Source organism: Arthrobacter sp. SO5 (genome assembly GCF_020532805.1).
Taxonomy (GTDB): Bacteria; Actinomycetota; Actinomycetes; order Actinomycetales; family Micrococcaceae; genus Arthrobacter.
On sequence record NZ_MQTQ01000035.1, the window covers coordinates 16,346 to 29,643 of the forward strand.

At 69.8% G+C, this 13,298-nt stretch carries 14 protein-coding genes and 1 riboswitch; of the genes, 5 read left to right on the forward strand and 9 right to left on the reverse strand.

From position 1 onward, the window contains the following. Positions 1 to 69 precede the first annotated feature (69 nt). Positions 70 to 993 carry a tRNA (guanosine(46)-N7)-methyltransferase TrmB gene (trmB, locus tag BJG92_RS05955; protein ID WP_232083106.1) on the reverse strand — a complete coding sequence of 308 codons (924 nt, stop codon included), beginning with the start codon at positions 991 to 993 and terminating at the stop codon, positions 70 to 72. 44 nt (positions 994 to 1,037) lie between these two features. Here trmB and BJG92_RS05960 point away from each other — a divergent pair, with 44 nt between their 5' ends. Next, positions 1,038 to 2,345, forward strand: coding sequence for an MFS transporter (locus BJG92_RS05960; RefSeq protein WP_374199760.1), 1,308 nt, complete (start codon positions 1,038 to 1,040; stop codon positions 2,343 to 2,345). 19 nt (positions 2,346 to 2,364) lie between these two features. On the opposite strand, the gene BJG92_RS05965 is transcribed toward BJG92_RS05960, so the two are convergent. Further along, positions 2,365 to 3,036: a TetR/AcrR family transcriptional regulator gene (locus tag BJG92_RS05965; RefSeq protein ID WP_232083107.1), complete on the reverse strand. Its 672-nt coding sequence runs from the start codon at positions 3,034 to 3,036 to the stop codon at positions 2,365 to 2,367. Positions 3,037 to 3,126: 90 nt separating this feature from the next. Here BJG92_RS05965 and BJG92_RS05970 point away from each other — a divergent pair, with 90 nt between their 5' ends. The 3 genes from BJG92_RS05970 to BJG92_RS05980 all read left to right on the forward strand — a co-directional run bounded on the left by BJG92_RS05970 (position 3,127) and on the right by BJG92_RS05980 (position 6,060). Continuing rightward, the gene (locus tag BJG92_RS05970) at positions 3,127 to 3,687 is read left to right on the forward strand and encodes a hypothetical protein (protein ID WP_232083108.1); all 561 of its coding nucleotides are present in this window, start codon (positions 3,127 to 3,129) and stop codon (positions 3,685 to 3,687) included. Next, a complete protein-coding gene (locus BJG92_RS05975; RefSeq protein WP_232083109.1) occupies positions 3,684 to 4,376 on the forward strand; it encodes a DUF4386 domain-containing protein in 693 nt (230 codons plus the stop codon). Before BJG92_RS05970 ends, BJG92_RS05975 begins: the two co-directional genes overlap by 4 nt. 202 nt (positions 4,377 to 4,578) lie before the next feature. Next, positions 4,579 to 6,060, forward strand: coding sequence for an MFS transporter (locus tag BJG92_RS05980; RefSeq protein WP_232083110.1), 1,482 nt, complete (start codon positions 4,579 to 4,581; stop codon positions 6,058 to 6,060). A 78-nt stretch (positions 6,061 to 6,138) separates the two neighbouring features. Here the strand turns inward: BJG92_RS05980 and BJG92_RS05985 are convergent, their stop codons facing one another. After that, positions 6,139 to 6,507 (reverse strand): hypothetical protein, encoded by a 369-nt coding sequence (locus tag BJG92_RS05985; protein ID WP_232083111.1) that lies wholly within the window; start codon positions 6,505 to 6,507, stop codon positions 6,139 to 6,141. Positions 6,508 to 6,619: 112 nt separating this feature from the next. Next, positions 6,620 to 7,276 carry a cyclopropane-fatty-acyl-phospholipid synthase family protein gene (locus tag BJG92_RS05990; RefSeq protein WP_232083112.1) on the reverse strand — a complete coding sequence of 219 codons (657 nt, stop codon included), beginning with the start codon at positions 7,274 to 7,276 and terminating at the stop codon, positions 6,620 to 6,622. Between the two features lie 460 nt (positions 7,277 to 7,736). Here BJG92_RS05990 and BJG92_RS05995 point away from each other — a divergent pair, with 460 nt between their 5' ends. Continuing rightward, positions 7,737 to 9,647 (forward strand): DEAD/DEAH box helicase, encoded by a 1,911-nt coding sequence (locus tag BJG92_RS05995; RefSeq protein WP_232083113.1) that lies wholly within the window; start codon positions 7,737 to 7,739, stop codon positions 9,645 to 9,647. A 116-nt stretch (positions 9,648 to 9,763) separates the two neighbouring features. On the opposite strand, the gene BJG92_RS06000 is transcribed toward BJG92_RS05995, so the two are convergent. From BJG92_RS06000 to BJG92_RS06020, 5 genes are all read right to left on the reverse strand, one after another. After that, complete coding sequence (locus BJG92_RS06000) at positions 9,764 to 10,414, reverse strand: MBL fold metallo-hydrolase (RefSeq protein ID WP_232083114.1); 651 nt, start codon at positions 10,412 to 10,414, stop codon at positions 9,764 to 9,766. A gap of 22 nt (positions 10,415 to 10,436) precedes the next feature. Continuing rightward, positions 10,437 to 11,450, reverse strand: coding sequence for an aldo/keto reductase (locus tag BJG92_RS06005; protein ID WP_374199763.1), 1,014 nt, complete (start codon positions 11,448 to 11,450; stop codon positions 10,437 to 10,439). A 137-nt stretch (positions 11,451 to 11,587) separates the two neighbouring features. After that, positions 11,588 to 12,004 carry a multidrug efflux SMR transporter gene (locus BJG92_RS06010; protein ID WP_374199761.1) on the reverse strand — a complete coding sequence of 139 codons (417 nt, stop codon included), beginning with the start codon at positions 12,002 to 12,004 and terminating at the stop codon, positions 11,588 to 11,590. Positions 12,005 to 12,006: 2 nt separating this feature from the next. Then, positions 12,007 to 12,330 carry a multidrug efflux SMR transporter gene (locus tag BJG92_RS06015; RefSeq protein ID WP_232083116.1) on the reverse strand — a complete coding sequence of 108 codons (324 nt, stop codon included), beginning with the start codon at positions 12,328 to 12,330 and terminating at the stop codon, positions 12,007 to 12,009. Between the two features lie 9 nt (positions 12,331 to 12,339). Next, positions 12,340 to 12,403, reverse strand: a riboswitch (guanidine-III (ykkC-III) riboswitch). Positions 12,404 to 12,440: 37 nt separating this feature from the next. Beyond that, entirely contained in the window at positions 12,441 to 13,178 is a 738-nt protein-coding gene (locus BJG92_RS06020; protein ID WP_232083117.1) for a cache domain-containing protein, read from the reverse strand. Between the last annotated feature and the right edge of the window lie 120 nt (positions 13,179 to 13,298).

Here is a 13,298-nt window from a genome sequence, read left to right on the forward strand (position 1 = left end):
ATTCGTTCCCGTAATGGTGCCACGCGGATCCGCTTGCCGACAGCACCTTGGCGTGCTGCGTTCCGGTGGTCAGCGCCGCCGGTAGCTGAGATCGAAGATGAGGCGGCCGGCGTCGTGCGCTTTGTTCTCGAAGCTCGTCAGGACCCGGCCGCCGAAGCGCGGCGCCCAGCCCCCTACCTCGTCGGTGCCCTCGTTGGGGCCGGTGTGTTCGGTGCTCACCGGGGCGCGGCCCTCCTTGACGGGAGCCCCGCCAACGAGGGACTCGACGCCGGACTCCCACACCTGCGTGAGCGGGCTGTCGGGGCCGCTGCGCTCGCCATCGTGCAGGTTCTCGAAGTCGGGGGAGTCCGCCAGGACCTCGCGGACGTGGACCGCGTAGTTGGACCAGTCCGTCGCGATGCGCCAGATCCCGCCGGGTTTGAGGGCGCGCGAGGCGAGGGCCGCGAACGCGGGCTGGATGAGGCGGCGCTTGTGGTGCCGGGACTTGTGCCACGGGTCCGGAAAGAAGACCCACAGTTCGGTTACGGAACCGGCCGGCAGCATGGTGGCCAGCACCTCGGGGGCGTTCGCCTCCACCACGCGGACGTTGCCCAGGCCGCGGCTGTTGATCTTGATGAGTGTGTTGGCGAGTCCCGGGGTGTAGACCTCCACCGCCAGGAAGTCCACATCGGGGTTCTCTTCGGCGGCGTGGCAGACGGCGTCGCCGAGGCCCGAGCCGATCTCGACAATCAGCGGGGCGGTGCGGCCGAATTCGGCTTCGGCATCGAACTCGTAGTCCGGGTGGACGGAAGTATTGGCGATATGGCGCGGGACGTCGATGGCCCAGCGGTCCGAGTGCTCCTCCCAGGCGACCTGCCGCCGGCCCTGCAGGCGCGTTCCGCGGCGGACGAAGCTGACCGGGCGGCCGCCGTAGGTGCCGAAGGAGGCCTGCGTGCCGGGGGTCACCGGGCGCGATGGCTGCGGCGGCTGGGGGGATTCTGGGGATTCATTCATCCCTTCCAGAATAGTGGAGTTCCGGCGGCACGGGGCCTGCCAGAATGGGGTCCGTGACTGTACCGAAAAGCTCCCAGGCCTTCACCGCCGACGGCAACGAGGCCGCGGACCGCCGGATCCTGCTGGTAGACGCCGAGATCGACGACGTCCCCGCGGCGGAGCCCACCCGGGTCGGCAGCCGCCGGACCCTGGCCTATCTGGGTGTGTGCCTGGTCCTGATCGGGCTCAACCTCCGCACCGTCTTCTCCAGCTTCTCCGCGGTCCTGCCGGAGGTGACGGCCGACGCCGGGCTGCCGGGCTGGGCGGTCGTCGTCCTGACCACCGTGCCGGTGACCCTGCTGGGAGTCTTCGCCCCGTTGGCCCCCGTTTTGGCCCGCCGCTTCGGGGCCGAGCGGGTGCTGCTGGGCGCCATGGCGGTGCTCACAGCCGGGCTCCTGCTGCGGCCCCTGGAGGCCGGGGACGCCGGGCACCTTCCTGCCTTGCTGGCCGGAACGGCGGCCTGCGGTGCCGCGATTTCCCTCTGCAACGTCCTGCTGCCCGGCCTGGTGAAGCGTGACTTCCCGCATCGGCTCGGCCTGATGGGTGGCCTTTACACCACGGCGATCTGTGCCTCCGCTGCCCTTGGTGCCGGTTTCACCTATCCGGTGTTCAGCGCGACGGGGGAGTGGACGGCGGCTCTGCGGATCTGGGCGCTGCCGGCCGGCGTCGTGCTGCTGTTGTTCCTGCCGCTGGCCATCCGGCAGCGCCAGGGCCGGCACCAGAGTGTGCAGGCCGGGGTGAATGTGTGGCGCTCGGCGGTCGCGTGGCAGGTGACCATCTTCATGGTGCTGCAGGCGATGATGTCCTTCAGTGTTTTCGCCTGGCTGGCGCCGATCCTGCGCGAACGCGGGGTGGACGGCGGCACGGCCGGCGTGATCGTCTCAGTCTCGATCGTGCTACAGATGTTGGGGTCCTTGTTCGCCCCGGCGCTCGCCACCAGGTTCCGGGACCAGCGCGCGATCAACACCGTGGTGGCACTGATGACCGGCGGCGGCTTCGCGCTTAGCATCTTCGGCCCGCTCGAGCTGATCTGGCTGTGGACCGGGCTGCTGGGCCTGGGCCAAGGCAGCCTGACCGCCGTCGCGCTGACCATGATCATGGTCCGGACCCGGGACGGGCACACCGCCGCGCACCTGTCCGGCATGATGCAGGGGGTGGGCTATGGGGTGGGGTCCACCGGCACCCTGATGGTCGGCCAGCTGCACCAGGCCACGGGGTCCTTCGCGGCCGCGGGCGTGCTGTTCCTCGCCGTCGGCTCGCTGGCCGCGGTGTTCGGCTTCCGCGCCGGGAGGAACCGCGTCATCGGCGGCTGACGGCTGCGTCACGGGGCCGTTAGCGCAGAGGAGTGTCGCGGGCCTGCTCCGCGGCTGCCGCTTCGACGCCGGCGAGCAGTTGGTCCAGAACACGCTCGTAGTGTGCTGCGCTGCCGTAACCGGCCAGCGATGCGGCTGCCGCGAGACTCAGGGGATACTCCGGGGGAGCCGGCGGCAGCGGGTCCGGGGCGTGTCCGTCCCCGCCGCGGGCCGTCACAAAGGATGACCAGCCATAGTTCAAGGCGATGATCCCGCTGAAGGTTGCGACGGCGCCGTCCCCGGCAATGCCCCCGCGGCCGAGGATCCGTAGGGCCGTTTCGCCGATCGGCAGTGCGTTCGGGCCTGGGTAGGGGTGGCCGATGAGGGCGCCGATGGCCCAGGGGTGGCGGTTCAGGAGCTCGCGATGGCGGCGGGCGAAGCCCCGCAGTTCGCTGATCCAGTCGCCGGACTCCGGCGGCGGGCGGAAGCGTCCGAGTACCCGGTTCAGCAGTGCATCGACCAGTTCTCCCTTCGTGCCGAAATAGCGGTAGAGCGCCATGGGCGAGGCCCCCAGCTCGGTGGCGACAGCCCGGATGGTCAGGCTCTCGAATCCTAGGGCCGCGACCGTTTCTGCCGCGTCGAGGATTGCTTCCACGGTGAGGGTGTTGCGGGGACGGCGGGACCGGGGGGCTGCTTGGACATCGTGGGGCATCGTGCCGCTTTCTTCACAAAGGCTCTTGCGTACAGTGTATGTTATGACATAACGTACAACGTATACAAACTCGTCCGTAGGAGGCTGAAGATGTCGCTGTACCGTTGGTTGCTGACTTTCTTGGGATTTCCGCTGGGGGGCTGGCTGGCGGCCGTTCTGGTGGGCCCGGTTCATGATCCGGCCGCGGCGGCTGCGGCCGGGGCCATCGCCGGCGCCGTGATCGGCCTGGCCCAGTGGTGGGCTTTGCGGTCCCGCGCCGGCTGGCGCTGGCCGGTCGTCACGGCCTCCGGGATGGCAGCCGGAAGTGCCCTCGCCGTGGTGGCCACCGGAGCCGCCACGACTCCGGGTGCCCTGGCGCTGGGCGGCCTGGTTTCCGGGTTCGTCGTGGGCGCCGGCCAGGGCCTCACCCTGGGCGGGGGACCTCGTGCCGCCGCGGTTTGGACCCTCGCAGTGGGGCTGGCCTGGGGGGCCGGATGGTTTGTCACCGCCAACGTCATCGTTGACGCGGAGCGTGGCTACGCTGTCTTCGGAGCAAGCGGTGCCGTGGTGGCCACCATGCTGACCGGACTGGTCCTCCGCCGCATCCTCGGTCCGGCGGGTAAGCGCGTCGTGCCGCCCGCTTCGGCGACCGAGCCCGGGTTCGCCCGATGAGCGCCACCGTCACAGCCGCCGTGCTGCTGATCGCGTTGCCGCTCGCGTTCAACTCGGCCTTCGCAGTGCTGGCCGCCACGTTCGACTACCCCGACATCCTGCGCCGGCCGACGGCCGAAATCCTTGATCGCTTCCGGAAAGGCGGCTCCGGGCTGGTGCTCCTGTGGTGGGCATTCGCCCTGACGGCCGTGCTCCTGGCGCCGCTGGCCGTGCTGCTGGCCGCCTCCCTTGACGGCGCCGACCCGGTCCTGCTCGATGCAGGAGTCACCGTGGGAGTGCTGGCCGCCGGCGTGCAGTTCCTCGGACTGATCCGCTGGCCCTTCCTCGTCCCTTACCTCGCTCGGGCCGACGCCGAACCCGGTGCGACGCCCGCCCGCCGGGAAGCGATAGACGTCGTCTTCCAGTCCTTCAACAGGTATCTGGGTGTCGCGGTCGGCGAACACCTCGGGTTCCTTTTCACCGGCGCCTGGAGCATTCTGGCCGGCGCCGCCATGACCCAGGGCACGGCGGTACCGGGCTGGCTGGGAATGGCGGGCATCGCCGTCGGCGCCGTCCTGGTGCTCTGTTCCCTCGAATTCGTAGGGCCATTCGAGCCGTATGGGTGGAAACTCGCCGGGGCACTGACGCCGGTTGCCTATGTGATCTGGTCCCTGTGGCTCGTCGCCACAGGCGTCGCGCTGCTGGTTTGAGTCGGGACCGCCGCCTCCGGCGCGGCTGCGACCGGACGCCCCGCTGACGCTGAAGGGGTGCGCCCCGGCCGCCGGCTGTGGCATGCTTCCCCTTGAGTCAACTTCCCGGTTCGGCCGGGAAGCGCCGCCCGGCAACGGGCCTGGACCTCAACGTTGCTTAGGCGTCGCAGTTCCGTCCATCACTACCGATCAGGCCGCCATCTTGCCCCGAACCGCCCCCGCTCCGAGTCTGGAATCAGCCGGCATCTTCCACCGCGATTACCTGCTGGTGACCCTGGGCGCCTGCGCCCTCGTGTTCCTGGCCGCCTTCGAATCGCTGGCAGTGACCACGGTCATGCCGCTGGTCAGCCGCGAGCTGGACGGCGCAAGCCTCTACGCCCTGGCGTTCGCTGGTCCGTTCGCCACCGGCGTCATCGGCATGGTGGCTGCCGGCAACTGGTCCGACCGGCGCGGCCCCGTTGGCCCCCTGTACGCTTCGGTGGCCCTGTTCGCGCTGGGCCTGCTGATCGCGGGGACAGCCGCGAGCATGACTGCCCTCGTCGCCGGCCGGCTGGTCCAGGGACTGGGCGGCGGCGCCATGACGGTGGCGCTGTACGTGGTGATCGCCCGGGTCTATCCGCCGGCGCTGCACCCGAAGATTTTCGCCGCGTTTTCCGCGGCATGGGTGATTCCCTCCCTGGTGGGTCCCTTCGCCGCGGGCCTCGTGGCGCAGCTCGCGAGTTGGCACTGGGTGTTCCTCGGCGTGGTGGGGCTGGTGGTCCCGGCCCTGCTGATGATCGTGCCGGCCCTGCGCGGGCTGCGCGGCACACCCGACGCCGGGACCCGGGACGACGCCGGGACCCGGCCCGGCGCCGGGAACCCGGACGACTCCGGCCCGGCGGTCGGCTCCACCCCCGCCCCGCGCGGGTCCTCGGGCTACGGCAGGCTGGCCTGGGCCGCCCTTGCGGCGCTCGCCGTGCTCGGCCTGAACCTCTCCTCCCAACTGCCAACGGCCGGCGGAATCGTGGCCGTCGCCGCCGTCGTCGTTGCGCTCATCGCCGTCCGCCCGCTGGTGCCGCGGGGAACCCTGACAGCCCGCCGCGGCCTCCCCAGCGTCATTCTCACGCGCGGACTGGCCGCGGCCGCGTTCTTCGGGGCCGAGGTCTACCTGCCGTACCTGCTGGTGGAGCGGTACGGTTTCTCGCCAACGTTCGCCGGACTGACCCTCACCGGCGGTGCCGTGGCCTGGGCTACAGCCTCCGCAGTCCAGGGCCGGCTCGGGGCACGCCTGGACCACCGCCGGGCGATCCGGATCGGCGCGGCCCTGGTGCTCGCCGCCGTCGTGCTGGTGCTCGCGACGACGGTACTCAACTGGCCCGGCGCCGTTGCGATCGCTGCCTGGGTTTTGGCCGGGGGCGGCATGGGGCTGATGTACGCGCGCCTCAGCGTGATGACCCTGGCCCTGTCCAGCAAGGAGGCCCAGGGCTTCAACAGTTCGGCAATGTCCATTTCCGACTCGCTGGGCGCGGCGCTGTCCCTCGCCACCACGGGGATCATTTTTACTGCCTACACTGCGACGGACGCGGCCGGCACGACGGCGGCGTCCTTCGCCGGGGTCTTCGCCCTCACCGCGCTGATCGGCGCCGCAGCCGTCGTGGTTGCCCCGCGCGTCACCGCGGGGCGTCCGTCCGCGCGGTCCAGCTGACGCCGAAGAAGGCGAGCGTAGGGCAGGCCACGGAGGTCACGATGGTGAAGGCGGAAATCAGGGAGTCGCCGGCGCGCGTTAGGCCAGCAGCGCGGGCGCGAGTGTTGCCACGGTCACCGCGTGCACGGCGGCGATGCCGAGGTTCGAGAGCACGACGGGGTTGCGCAGGGAGTGCCGCACCGTGATGACCGTCAGGACTTTGTAGATGATCTGCACGATCAGCAACGAGGCCGCGGCGGTCTCGAGCAGGGGAGTCGCGCCGGCGGCCGCGACGCCGGCCAGCAGCGAGCAGGAGACGAACAGGATCGACAGGTAAATGGCGAGCAGGATGTCGCGCCCCGCCGTGCGCCCACCCCACGCGTACGTCGCAGGGCGCCCCTGACGGATGAGCACAAGGCTGACCGGAACCAGCACTGCGATGTTGAGCAGGAGCGAGACGATCAGCATGCGCCCACCCCTGGCGGGAGGGTCACCGACGTCATGAATGTCATAGCTTCAAAAATACTGGATATGACGGATCACGGCGTCGGTTACTGGCCTTCGCTGCCGGCGCCGGGGCTCAGCGGGCGGCGAGCCGGGTGGCGCGCAGCACCGCGTCCGTCAGGGCGGCGGCCTCGCCGTCGGGCCCGAAGGCGCTGCGGTGCCGCGTGTCGACGACGTCGAGCCGCCACTCGGGTGCCGCAATCCCCAGTTCGCCGGCCAGTTGTTCGGCCGTGTAGAACCTCTCCGCCGCATGATCATGGTGCTGCCCCCATGGCGGCAGGCCGTCGGGGTGGTGGCCCACGATCAGCAGCACCCCTCCGGTCCGCACCGCCGCGGCGGCCAGCTGCAGGGCCTGCTGCCAGGGCATCACGGTGGAATGCAGGAACTGGGCCGTGACCAGATCGAAGAGCTCTCCGGGCACCCAGGTGGCCAGATCCTGCTGCACCCACGTGATGCTCCCGGCCTGCCCGCGCTCCCGGGCATGCGCTTTAGCCCGTTCCAGCGCGACGGCGGAGACGTCGACGGCGGTCACCGTCCAGCCGCGGCTGGCGAGCCAGATGGCGTCGGCTCCCTCGCCGCAGCCCAGATCCAGGGCCGTGCCGGGCGGCAGGTCCGCCGCCTCCGCGGTCAGCTGCGGATTGGGTTCGCCGCTCCAAATCCTGGCCCGGCTGCGGTACTTCTCGTCCCACAGCTGGGCCGCCGTCCCGCCGTCGGAGTGCTGGTGCTCCGCCATGTGTTCTCCTCCTGATGGTGGTTCACCTCATCATTGCAGGCGACGATTCGAACGGCGAGGGCGGAAGTCGAGCAGGTGCGGGAACTCCGGACGTGCGCAGTGGGAGCGGTGTCCTGCCCCAGGCGCCCGATCCGCGCGATGCGGGCCGGACCGGTCCCGGATGGTAGGCTGGTGGAACTTGATGTGCAGTGATGCCCACTTTGATCTTGAATGATCGGTCCGGTTCATCAACCGGTTCGCCTGCTGGATTCCACCCGGAATCCGATGGCAGGGAGTGGGTCTTTTCATGTGAGAGGCACATCCTGCGTCGATGAACGCGTTCTATTTGGTCCCGGCCGCCGCTTCCGCAAGGCGAGTGGTAGCCCGGTTGATCACCTGACTTTTCTTCGGCGAACCCCTGGGCCAACCGGCACCTGGGGCCGATATCCGTATGGATACCGCCTGAAAGACCTTAAACCACATGACTACTTTTGCTGCCCTCGGCACGCCCAAGGCGCTCGCCGACACCCTGACCGCTCAGGGAATCCTGGAACCGTTCCCCATCCAGGTCAAGACTCTCCCGGACACCCTGGCCGGACGCGACGTCCTGGGCCGCGGCCGCACCGGCTCCGGCAAGACCATCGCTTTCGCCATCCCGCTTGTAGCACGACTCGCTGAGCGGGAGGCCAAGCACTTCCGCAAGCCGGGCCGTCCCATGGGCCTGGTCCTTGCCCCCACCCGTGAACTGGCCACCCAGATCAACGCCACGATCGAGCCGATGGCCAAGGCCATGGGCCTGACCACCACCGTGATCTACGGCGGCATCTCCCAGGCGCGCCAGGAAAAGGCCCTGCGTGCCGGCGTGGACATTGTCATCGCCTGCCCGGGCCGCCTGGAGGACCTGATCCGCCAGCGCATCCTGACCCTCGAGGCCGTCGAGATCACCGTCCTGGACGAGGCCGACCACATGGCCGACCTCGGCTTCCTGCCGGTGGTCAAGAAGCTCATGGACATGACCCCCACCCAGGGCCAGCGCCTGCTCTTCTCCGCCACCCTGGACAACGGCGTGGACAAGATCGTCCAGCGTTACCTGTCCAACCCGCTGACCCACTCCGTGGATGATCCGCAGGCCGCGGTGACCACCATGGAACACCATGTGCTGGTCGTCAACGACCAGACCGTCAAGAAGCAGCTGATCGTCGAGCTCGCCTCGGGCGCTGGCCGCCGCATGCTCTTCATGCGCACCAAGCACCATGCCCGCAAGCTGGCCAAGACCCTGACCGACGCCGGCATCCCCGCCGTCGATCTTCACGGCAACCTTTCGCAGAACGCCCGTGACCGCAACCTGGCCGAGTTCTCCTCCGGCGAGGTCCGCGTTCTGGTCGCCACCGACGTCGCCGCCCGCGGCGTCCACGTCGACGACGTCGAACTGGTCATCCACGTGGATCCGCCCACGGAGCACAAGGCGTACCTGCACCGCTCAGGCCGTACGGCCCGCGCAGGCTCCGACGGCACCGTGGTCACGCTGACGCTCCCGGAGCAGCAGTCCGACGTCAAGAAGCTCATGAAGGCTGCCGGCGTCGAGGTCAACTTCGAGCGCGTTACCGCCAACTCCCCGCTGGTTGCCCAGCTGGTCGGCGAAATCGCCGACAAGATCGATCCGCGCACCCGCGCCGCGCTGCTGGCAGCCAAGTCCAACCAGGGCGGCGGCAACTCCACCGGTGCCAATGCCGAGCGCAAGCGCGCCCGCCGCACCACCCAGGCGGCACCCACTGCGGGTGGCCGGGGTGGCCGTGGCGGACGCGGACGCGTCGGAACCGAGGCTCCCCGCACCGATCTTCCGCGTGCCGAGCGCCGTGCCGTGGCCTACGAGGGCCAGGCTGCCGCGCGCAACGCTGCAGAGCGCGTCATCGAGCGCAACGAGGACCGGCAGGATGCAGAGCGCGCCGAGCGCCGCAGCGCCCGTGCCCGCTCAACATCGTATGGCGCGCACCGGAACGATGTTCCGGCTGCAGGCGGCCGTGCCGCGGCCGGCCGCGGCTCGGACGGACGCGCCGCAGAAGGACGCAGCGACGCCCGGGGCGCCTCGGCTCCCCGCAGCGGCGCACCGCGCAGCGGCGGCGCACCCCGCACGGGTGGTGCCCCCCGCACGGGTGGCGCAAGCGGCGGCCAGCGCAGCGGACGTCCGGCAACCGGCCAGCGTGCAGCTGCCGGCGCCAAGTCCGGCAACGCCGGTGGCAACGCGGCTGTCTGGTCCTCCAACACCGGCGGCACCTCGGGCGGTTCCTACGCCGGCGGCGGCAACAACCGCTCCAGCGAAGGCCGTCCGGCACGCACCGGCGGACCCCGCCGCGCGTCAGCCCCGGCGTCGAACGAACGCCGCAGCCGCTAATAATTAGCCTGCTCGCTACCTAAAGTGGCTGGCGATGCGCAAAATGCCGGTCGCTACGGGAATTCCCGCAGCGATCGGCATTAAGCGCAGCGCAAACCACCCGGCGCAGCGATAAGCTACCAGCCGCGGGCGCGCCACTCCTCCAGGTGCGGGCGTTCCGCACCGAGGGTGGTGGGCTTGCCGTGGCCCGGATGCACCACGGTGTCATCCGGATACACGTCGAACAGCCGCTCGCTCACATCGGTGATCAGCCGGGCGAACCTCGCCGGATCATTCTGGGTGTTGCCCACCCCGCCGGGGAACAGCGAGTCGCCGGAGAAGATGTGCGCCGGCCCCGCGGGGTCCCGGTACACGAGGGCGATCGAACCCGGTGTGTGGCCACGCAGGTGCACAGCCTTCACGTCGAAGCCGTCGAAGTTGCCGACGTCCCCGTGATCCAGCAGTACATCCACCGGCACCGGCAGCTCCGGGGCGTCATCCGTCCCGGACGCCGTCTTCACCCCGGTGGCCGCCACCAGGCCCGGCAGCGCACGGACGTGGTCCCAGTGCTGGTGGGTGGTGGCAACCAGCGCCAGCTTCGGCGCCGCGGAGGTATCCGCGGCGGCGTCGGCAAGCAGCCCCTGGATGGCGGCCAGATCATCGGCCGCATCGATCAGGAGCTGCGCTCCGGACGCCTTGGCCGTGAGCAGATACACGTTGTTGTCCATCTCGCTGACCGAAATCCGGCGGATGGTGATGTCACGTAATGAGTGAATGAGCGAGTCCATGGGCTTCAGTCTACGAAAGACGCTATTCACGGCCCTGGGACACCCAGTTGGGGTCCGCCGAACGGGAGCCGACGACGGCGTCCGCGGCGGCGTCGAGCGTCTCGAGTTGCGCTGGGGTGAAGTCGAGCGCCAAGGCCAGGGCTCCCCAGTTTTCATCGATCCGGGCCGCCTTGCGCGTGCCGGGGATCGGGACCACCGGCAGGCCCAGTGTCCGGCCCTTCGCCAGCAGCCAGGCGAGGGCAACCTGGGCGGGCGTCGCCGGTTTGCCGGCGACGGTCAGCTCGGCGGCGACGGCCTGCACGGCGGCCACCACGGCCTGGTTGGCGCCCGCGGCGTCCTGGGCGAAACGCGGGATGTTGCGGCGGAAGTCGTTACTTCCCAGTTTGGACGCGTCCACGGTGCCGGTGAGGAATCCCCGGCCCAGCGGCGAATAGGGGACGAAGCCCACCCCGAGTTCGGCCGCCGCAGGAACAACGTTGCGTTCCACATCGCGGCTCCAGATGGACCACTCGCTCTGGACCGCGGCGATCGGGTGGATACTGCTGGCTTCACGCAGCTCCTCGGCCGTTACCTCGGACAGGCCAAGATGCCGCACCTTGCCGGCCTGCACCAGCTCCGCCATGGCCTCCACGGTTTCCACAATCGGAACGCGGAGGTCCCGGCGGTGCATGTAGTACAGGTCGATGGCATCCGTGCCGAGGCGTTGCAGGCTGCGGTCCACCGCCTGCCTCACGTAGGCGGCATCGCCCCTGACGTCCGTGTAGCCGGTTCCCGGTGTTCCCACCAGGCCGAACTTGGTGGCCAGCTGCACCTCGTCCCGGCGCCCTTTGAGCAGCCGCGCAATCAATTCCTCATTGCTGCCCCCGCCGTAGATGTCCGCCGTGTCGATGAAGCTGACGCCGGCATCCACTGCGTGGTGCAGGGTCTTCAGGGCCTCAGCCGGGTCTACGTCCCCGTACACGGGGGTCAGGGCCATGCCGCCGAACCCCAAGGGACTCACGTCGAAGCCGTCGCCGAGACGGACTGGTGCTGCCATCATCTGGATCTCCCATTCGCTGTTTCTACCCCCAACCCCGGGCCGCTCAGGGGTATTCCAGCGCTCCTGCCCGGTCGCTTCCCGCGGGCGGGTCGCAGCCACGGCGTGCCGCTCTGAAAAGCCCCTCCGGGCCAGGACTAACCGGGAGGGAGCGTCTGGGTGCCGGCGGTGGTGACGGCCGTGTCTCCGGCCGGCAGCAGCTTCAGCCCCGCCGCGCAGCCCACTATGCCGGCTATGAACAGCAGTTTCAGCGGACTGGCCGGTTCGACGCCGGTTGCCATGGCCCAGCCGACCGTCAGCGCCGCGCCGATCCCCACCCAAACGGCGTAGGCCGTGCCGAGCGGGATGCGCTTCACGGCAAGGCCAAGCCCCACCATGCTCAGCGTGGCCGTCACCGCGAAGACCGCCGTGGGCAGGGGCCGGCTGAACCCGTCGGAGAGGCCCAGGGCCGTGGCCCAGACCGCTTCCAGCACGGCAGAGGCGAGCAGGATCAGCCAGGCCAGGGTGGTAGCCGGCGTCTTGGTTGCCATTTTCGTTGTGGTGTTCTCGACCATGGCTACGCCACCAGCTTCAGGCCGACCACGCTCGCGGCGATCCCGCCGAGCAGCAGGAGCCGGGCCGTCGTCGCGCGTTCCACCTTGGTAATGTTGGCGTACGCGGAGGTCAGCACGACGCCGACCCCCACCCAGACGGCGTAGGCGGTGCCGGTCGGGATGGACTGCATGGCGACGGCCAGGCCTCCGGTGCTGGCGAGGACGGCGACGAGGAAGACGAGGCCCGGGACTAGCCGTCGGCGGCCCGTGGCCTGCGATGTGCGGTGCAAGGCGGCGGCCCAGACGGCCTCCAGCGCTCCGGAAAGAATGAGAATGATCCACGCCATGACAGCTCCTGTGGCCAGTCTTGTCGCGTGCCGGGTACTGAACCGTCGTCCGGAGGCCCCGGAAGGGCCCTCGTGTCCAAGTTTAGCAAGGCGGAGGACACAGCCCTGCGTCACAGTCCGGTGGCGTCGCTCCAGACCCTGAAGGTGCGCCCCACGGAATAGTGCTGACACGGTTCGTCCGGCGCGGTGAGGTCCCCGGCGTCGATATCGGCCGCGGCTGACACCACGGCCCGGCCCTCGGCGTTGACCAGGGTGGCGCGGCCGCCGATCCGCCGCAGAGCCGGCATGGCCCCGCGTTCAAGGCGCTGAACCGTGACGTCGATGCCCACGATTCCTGCAACAGGACCCTCCGGGCGGGTCAACACCGGGTGCGTGAAGGTCAGGACGTACTCGTCGGTGCAGAGGAAATCGACGTAGGGCCCGGTGACATGTGCCTGACCTGTTTCCACCGGGATCCGGAACCACTCGGCTTTGACATAGCGGCTGATGGAGTTGGGGCTGAAGTTGGCCAGGGCGTCCACGGGTTCCAGGTCCGGGCCCTGCCACCAGGCAATGTAGCTGCGCTCGGGCCCCAGCAACCCCGCATTGGCGATGAACCCCGCGCCCGCCGCATAGCCGCCGGGCAACTGCACCAGGTCCTCGACCACCGGCCGGATGAGCTTGTCCACTGCCGTGCCCGTGACCTTGCCGGACAGTGAGGCCAGTGCCGCACCGGTCCCAGCGGCCCACACCGCCAGCTGGTGCTCGATTCCGGCGATGGTGGAGTCGAGGTGGGCGGCGGCCCGCCCGGCGGCACCGGGTTGGGCAGCCGCTGCGGGGAGACCTGCCGGGGAGGTGGTTTCGGACATGGTGGCCGCCTTGGCTCGAAGGTTCCGGATGGGTGCGGTGAAAAACGCGCGCCGTGCGCGGCCAGCTGATCCTGCCAGTGCGGCGGTTCAGCTGAGCGGGTCAGGGAGGTGCGTTAAATT

Excerpts from the sequence above, each read along its gene's own strand:
- trmB (WP_232083106.1), bottom strand. The coding sequence starts at position 993 with ATGAATGAATCCCCAGAATCCCCCCAGCCGCCGCAGCCATCGCGCCCG.
- BJG92_RS05960 (WP_374199760.1), top strand. The coding sequence starts at position 1,038 with ATGGGGTCCGTGACTGTACCGAAAAGCTCCCAGGCCTTCACCGCCGAC.
- BJG92_RS05965 (WP_232083107.1), bottom strand. The coding sequence starts at position 3,036 with ATGCCCCACGATGTCCAAGCAGCCCCCCGGTCCCGCCGTCCCCGCAAC.
- BJG92_RS05970 (WP_232083108.1), top strand. The coding sequence starts at position 3,127 with ATGTCGCTGTACCGTTGGTTGCTGACTTTCTTGGGATTTCCGCTGGGG.
- BJG92_RS05975 (WP_232083109.1), top strand. The coding sequence starts at position 3,684 with ATGAGCGCCACCGTCACAGCCGCCGTGCTGCTGATCGCGTTGCCGCTC.
- BJG92_RS05985 (WP_232083111.1), bottom strand. The coding sequence starts at position 6,507 with ATGCTGATCGTCTCGCTCCTGCTCAACATCGCAGTGCTGGTTCCGGTC.
- BJG92_RS05990 (WP_232083112.1), bottom strand. The coding sequence starts at position 7,276 with ATGGCGGAGCACCAGCACTCCGACGGCGGGACGGCGGCCCAGCTGTGG.
- BJG92_RS05995 (WP_232083113.1), top strand. The coding sequence starts at position 7,737 with ATGACTACTTTTGCTGCCCTCGGCACGCCCAAGGCGCTCGCCGACACC.
- BJG92_RS06000 (WP_232083114.1), bottom strand. The coding sequence starts at position 10,414 with ATGGACTCGCTCATTCACTCATTACGTGACATCACCATCCGCCGGATT.
- BJG92_RS06005 (WP_374199763.1), bottom strand. The coding sequence starts at position 11,450 with ATGGCAGCACCAGTCCGTCTCGGCGACGGCTTCGACGTGAGTCCCTTG.
- BJG92_RS06010 (WP_374199761.1), bottom strand. The coding sequence starts at position 12,004 with ATGGTCGAGAACACCACAACGAAAATGGCAACCAAGACGCCGGCTACC.
- BJG92_RS06015 (WP_232083116.1), bottom strand. The coding sequence starts at position 12,330 with ATGGCGTGGATCATTCTCATTCTTTCCGGAGCGCTGGAGGCCGTCTGG.
- BJG92_RS06020 (WP_232083117.1), bottom strand. The coding sequence starts at position 13,178 with ATGTCCGAAACCACCTCCCCGGCAGGTCTCCCCGCAGCGGCTGCCCAA.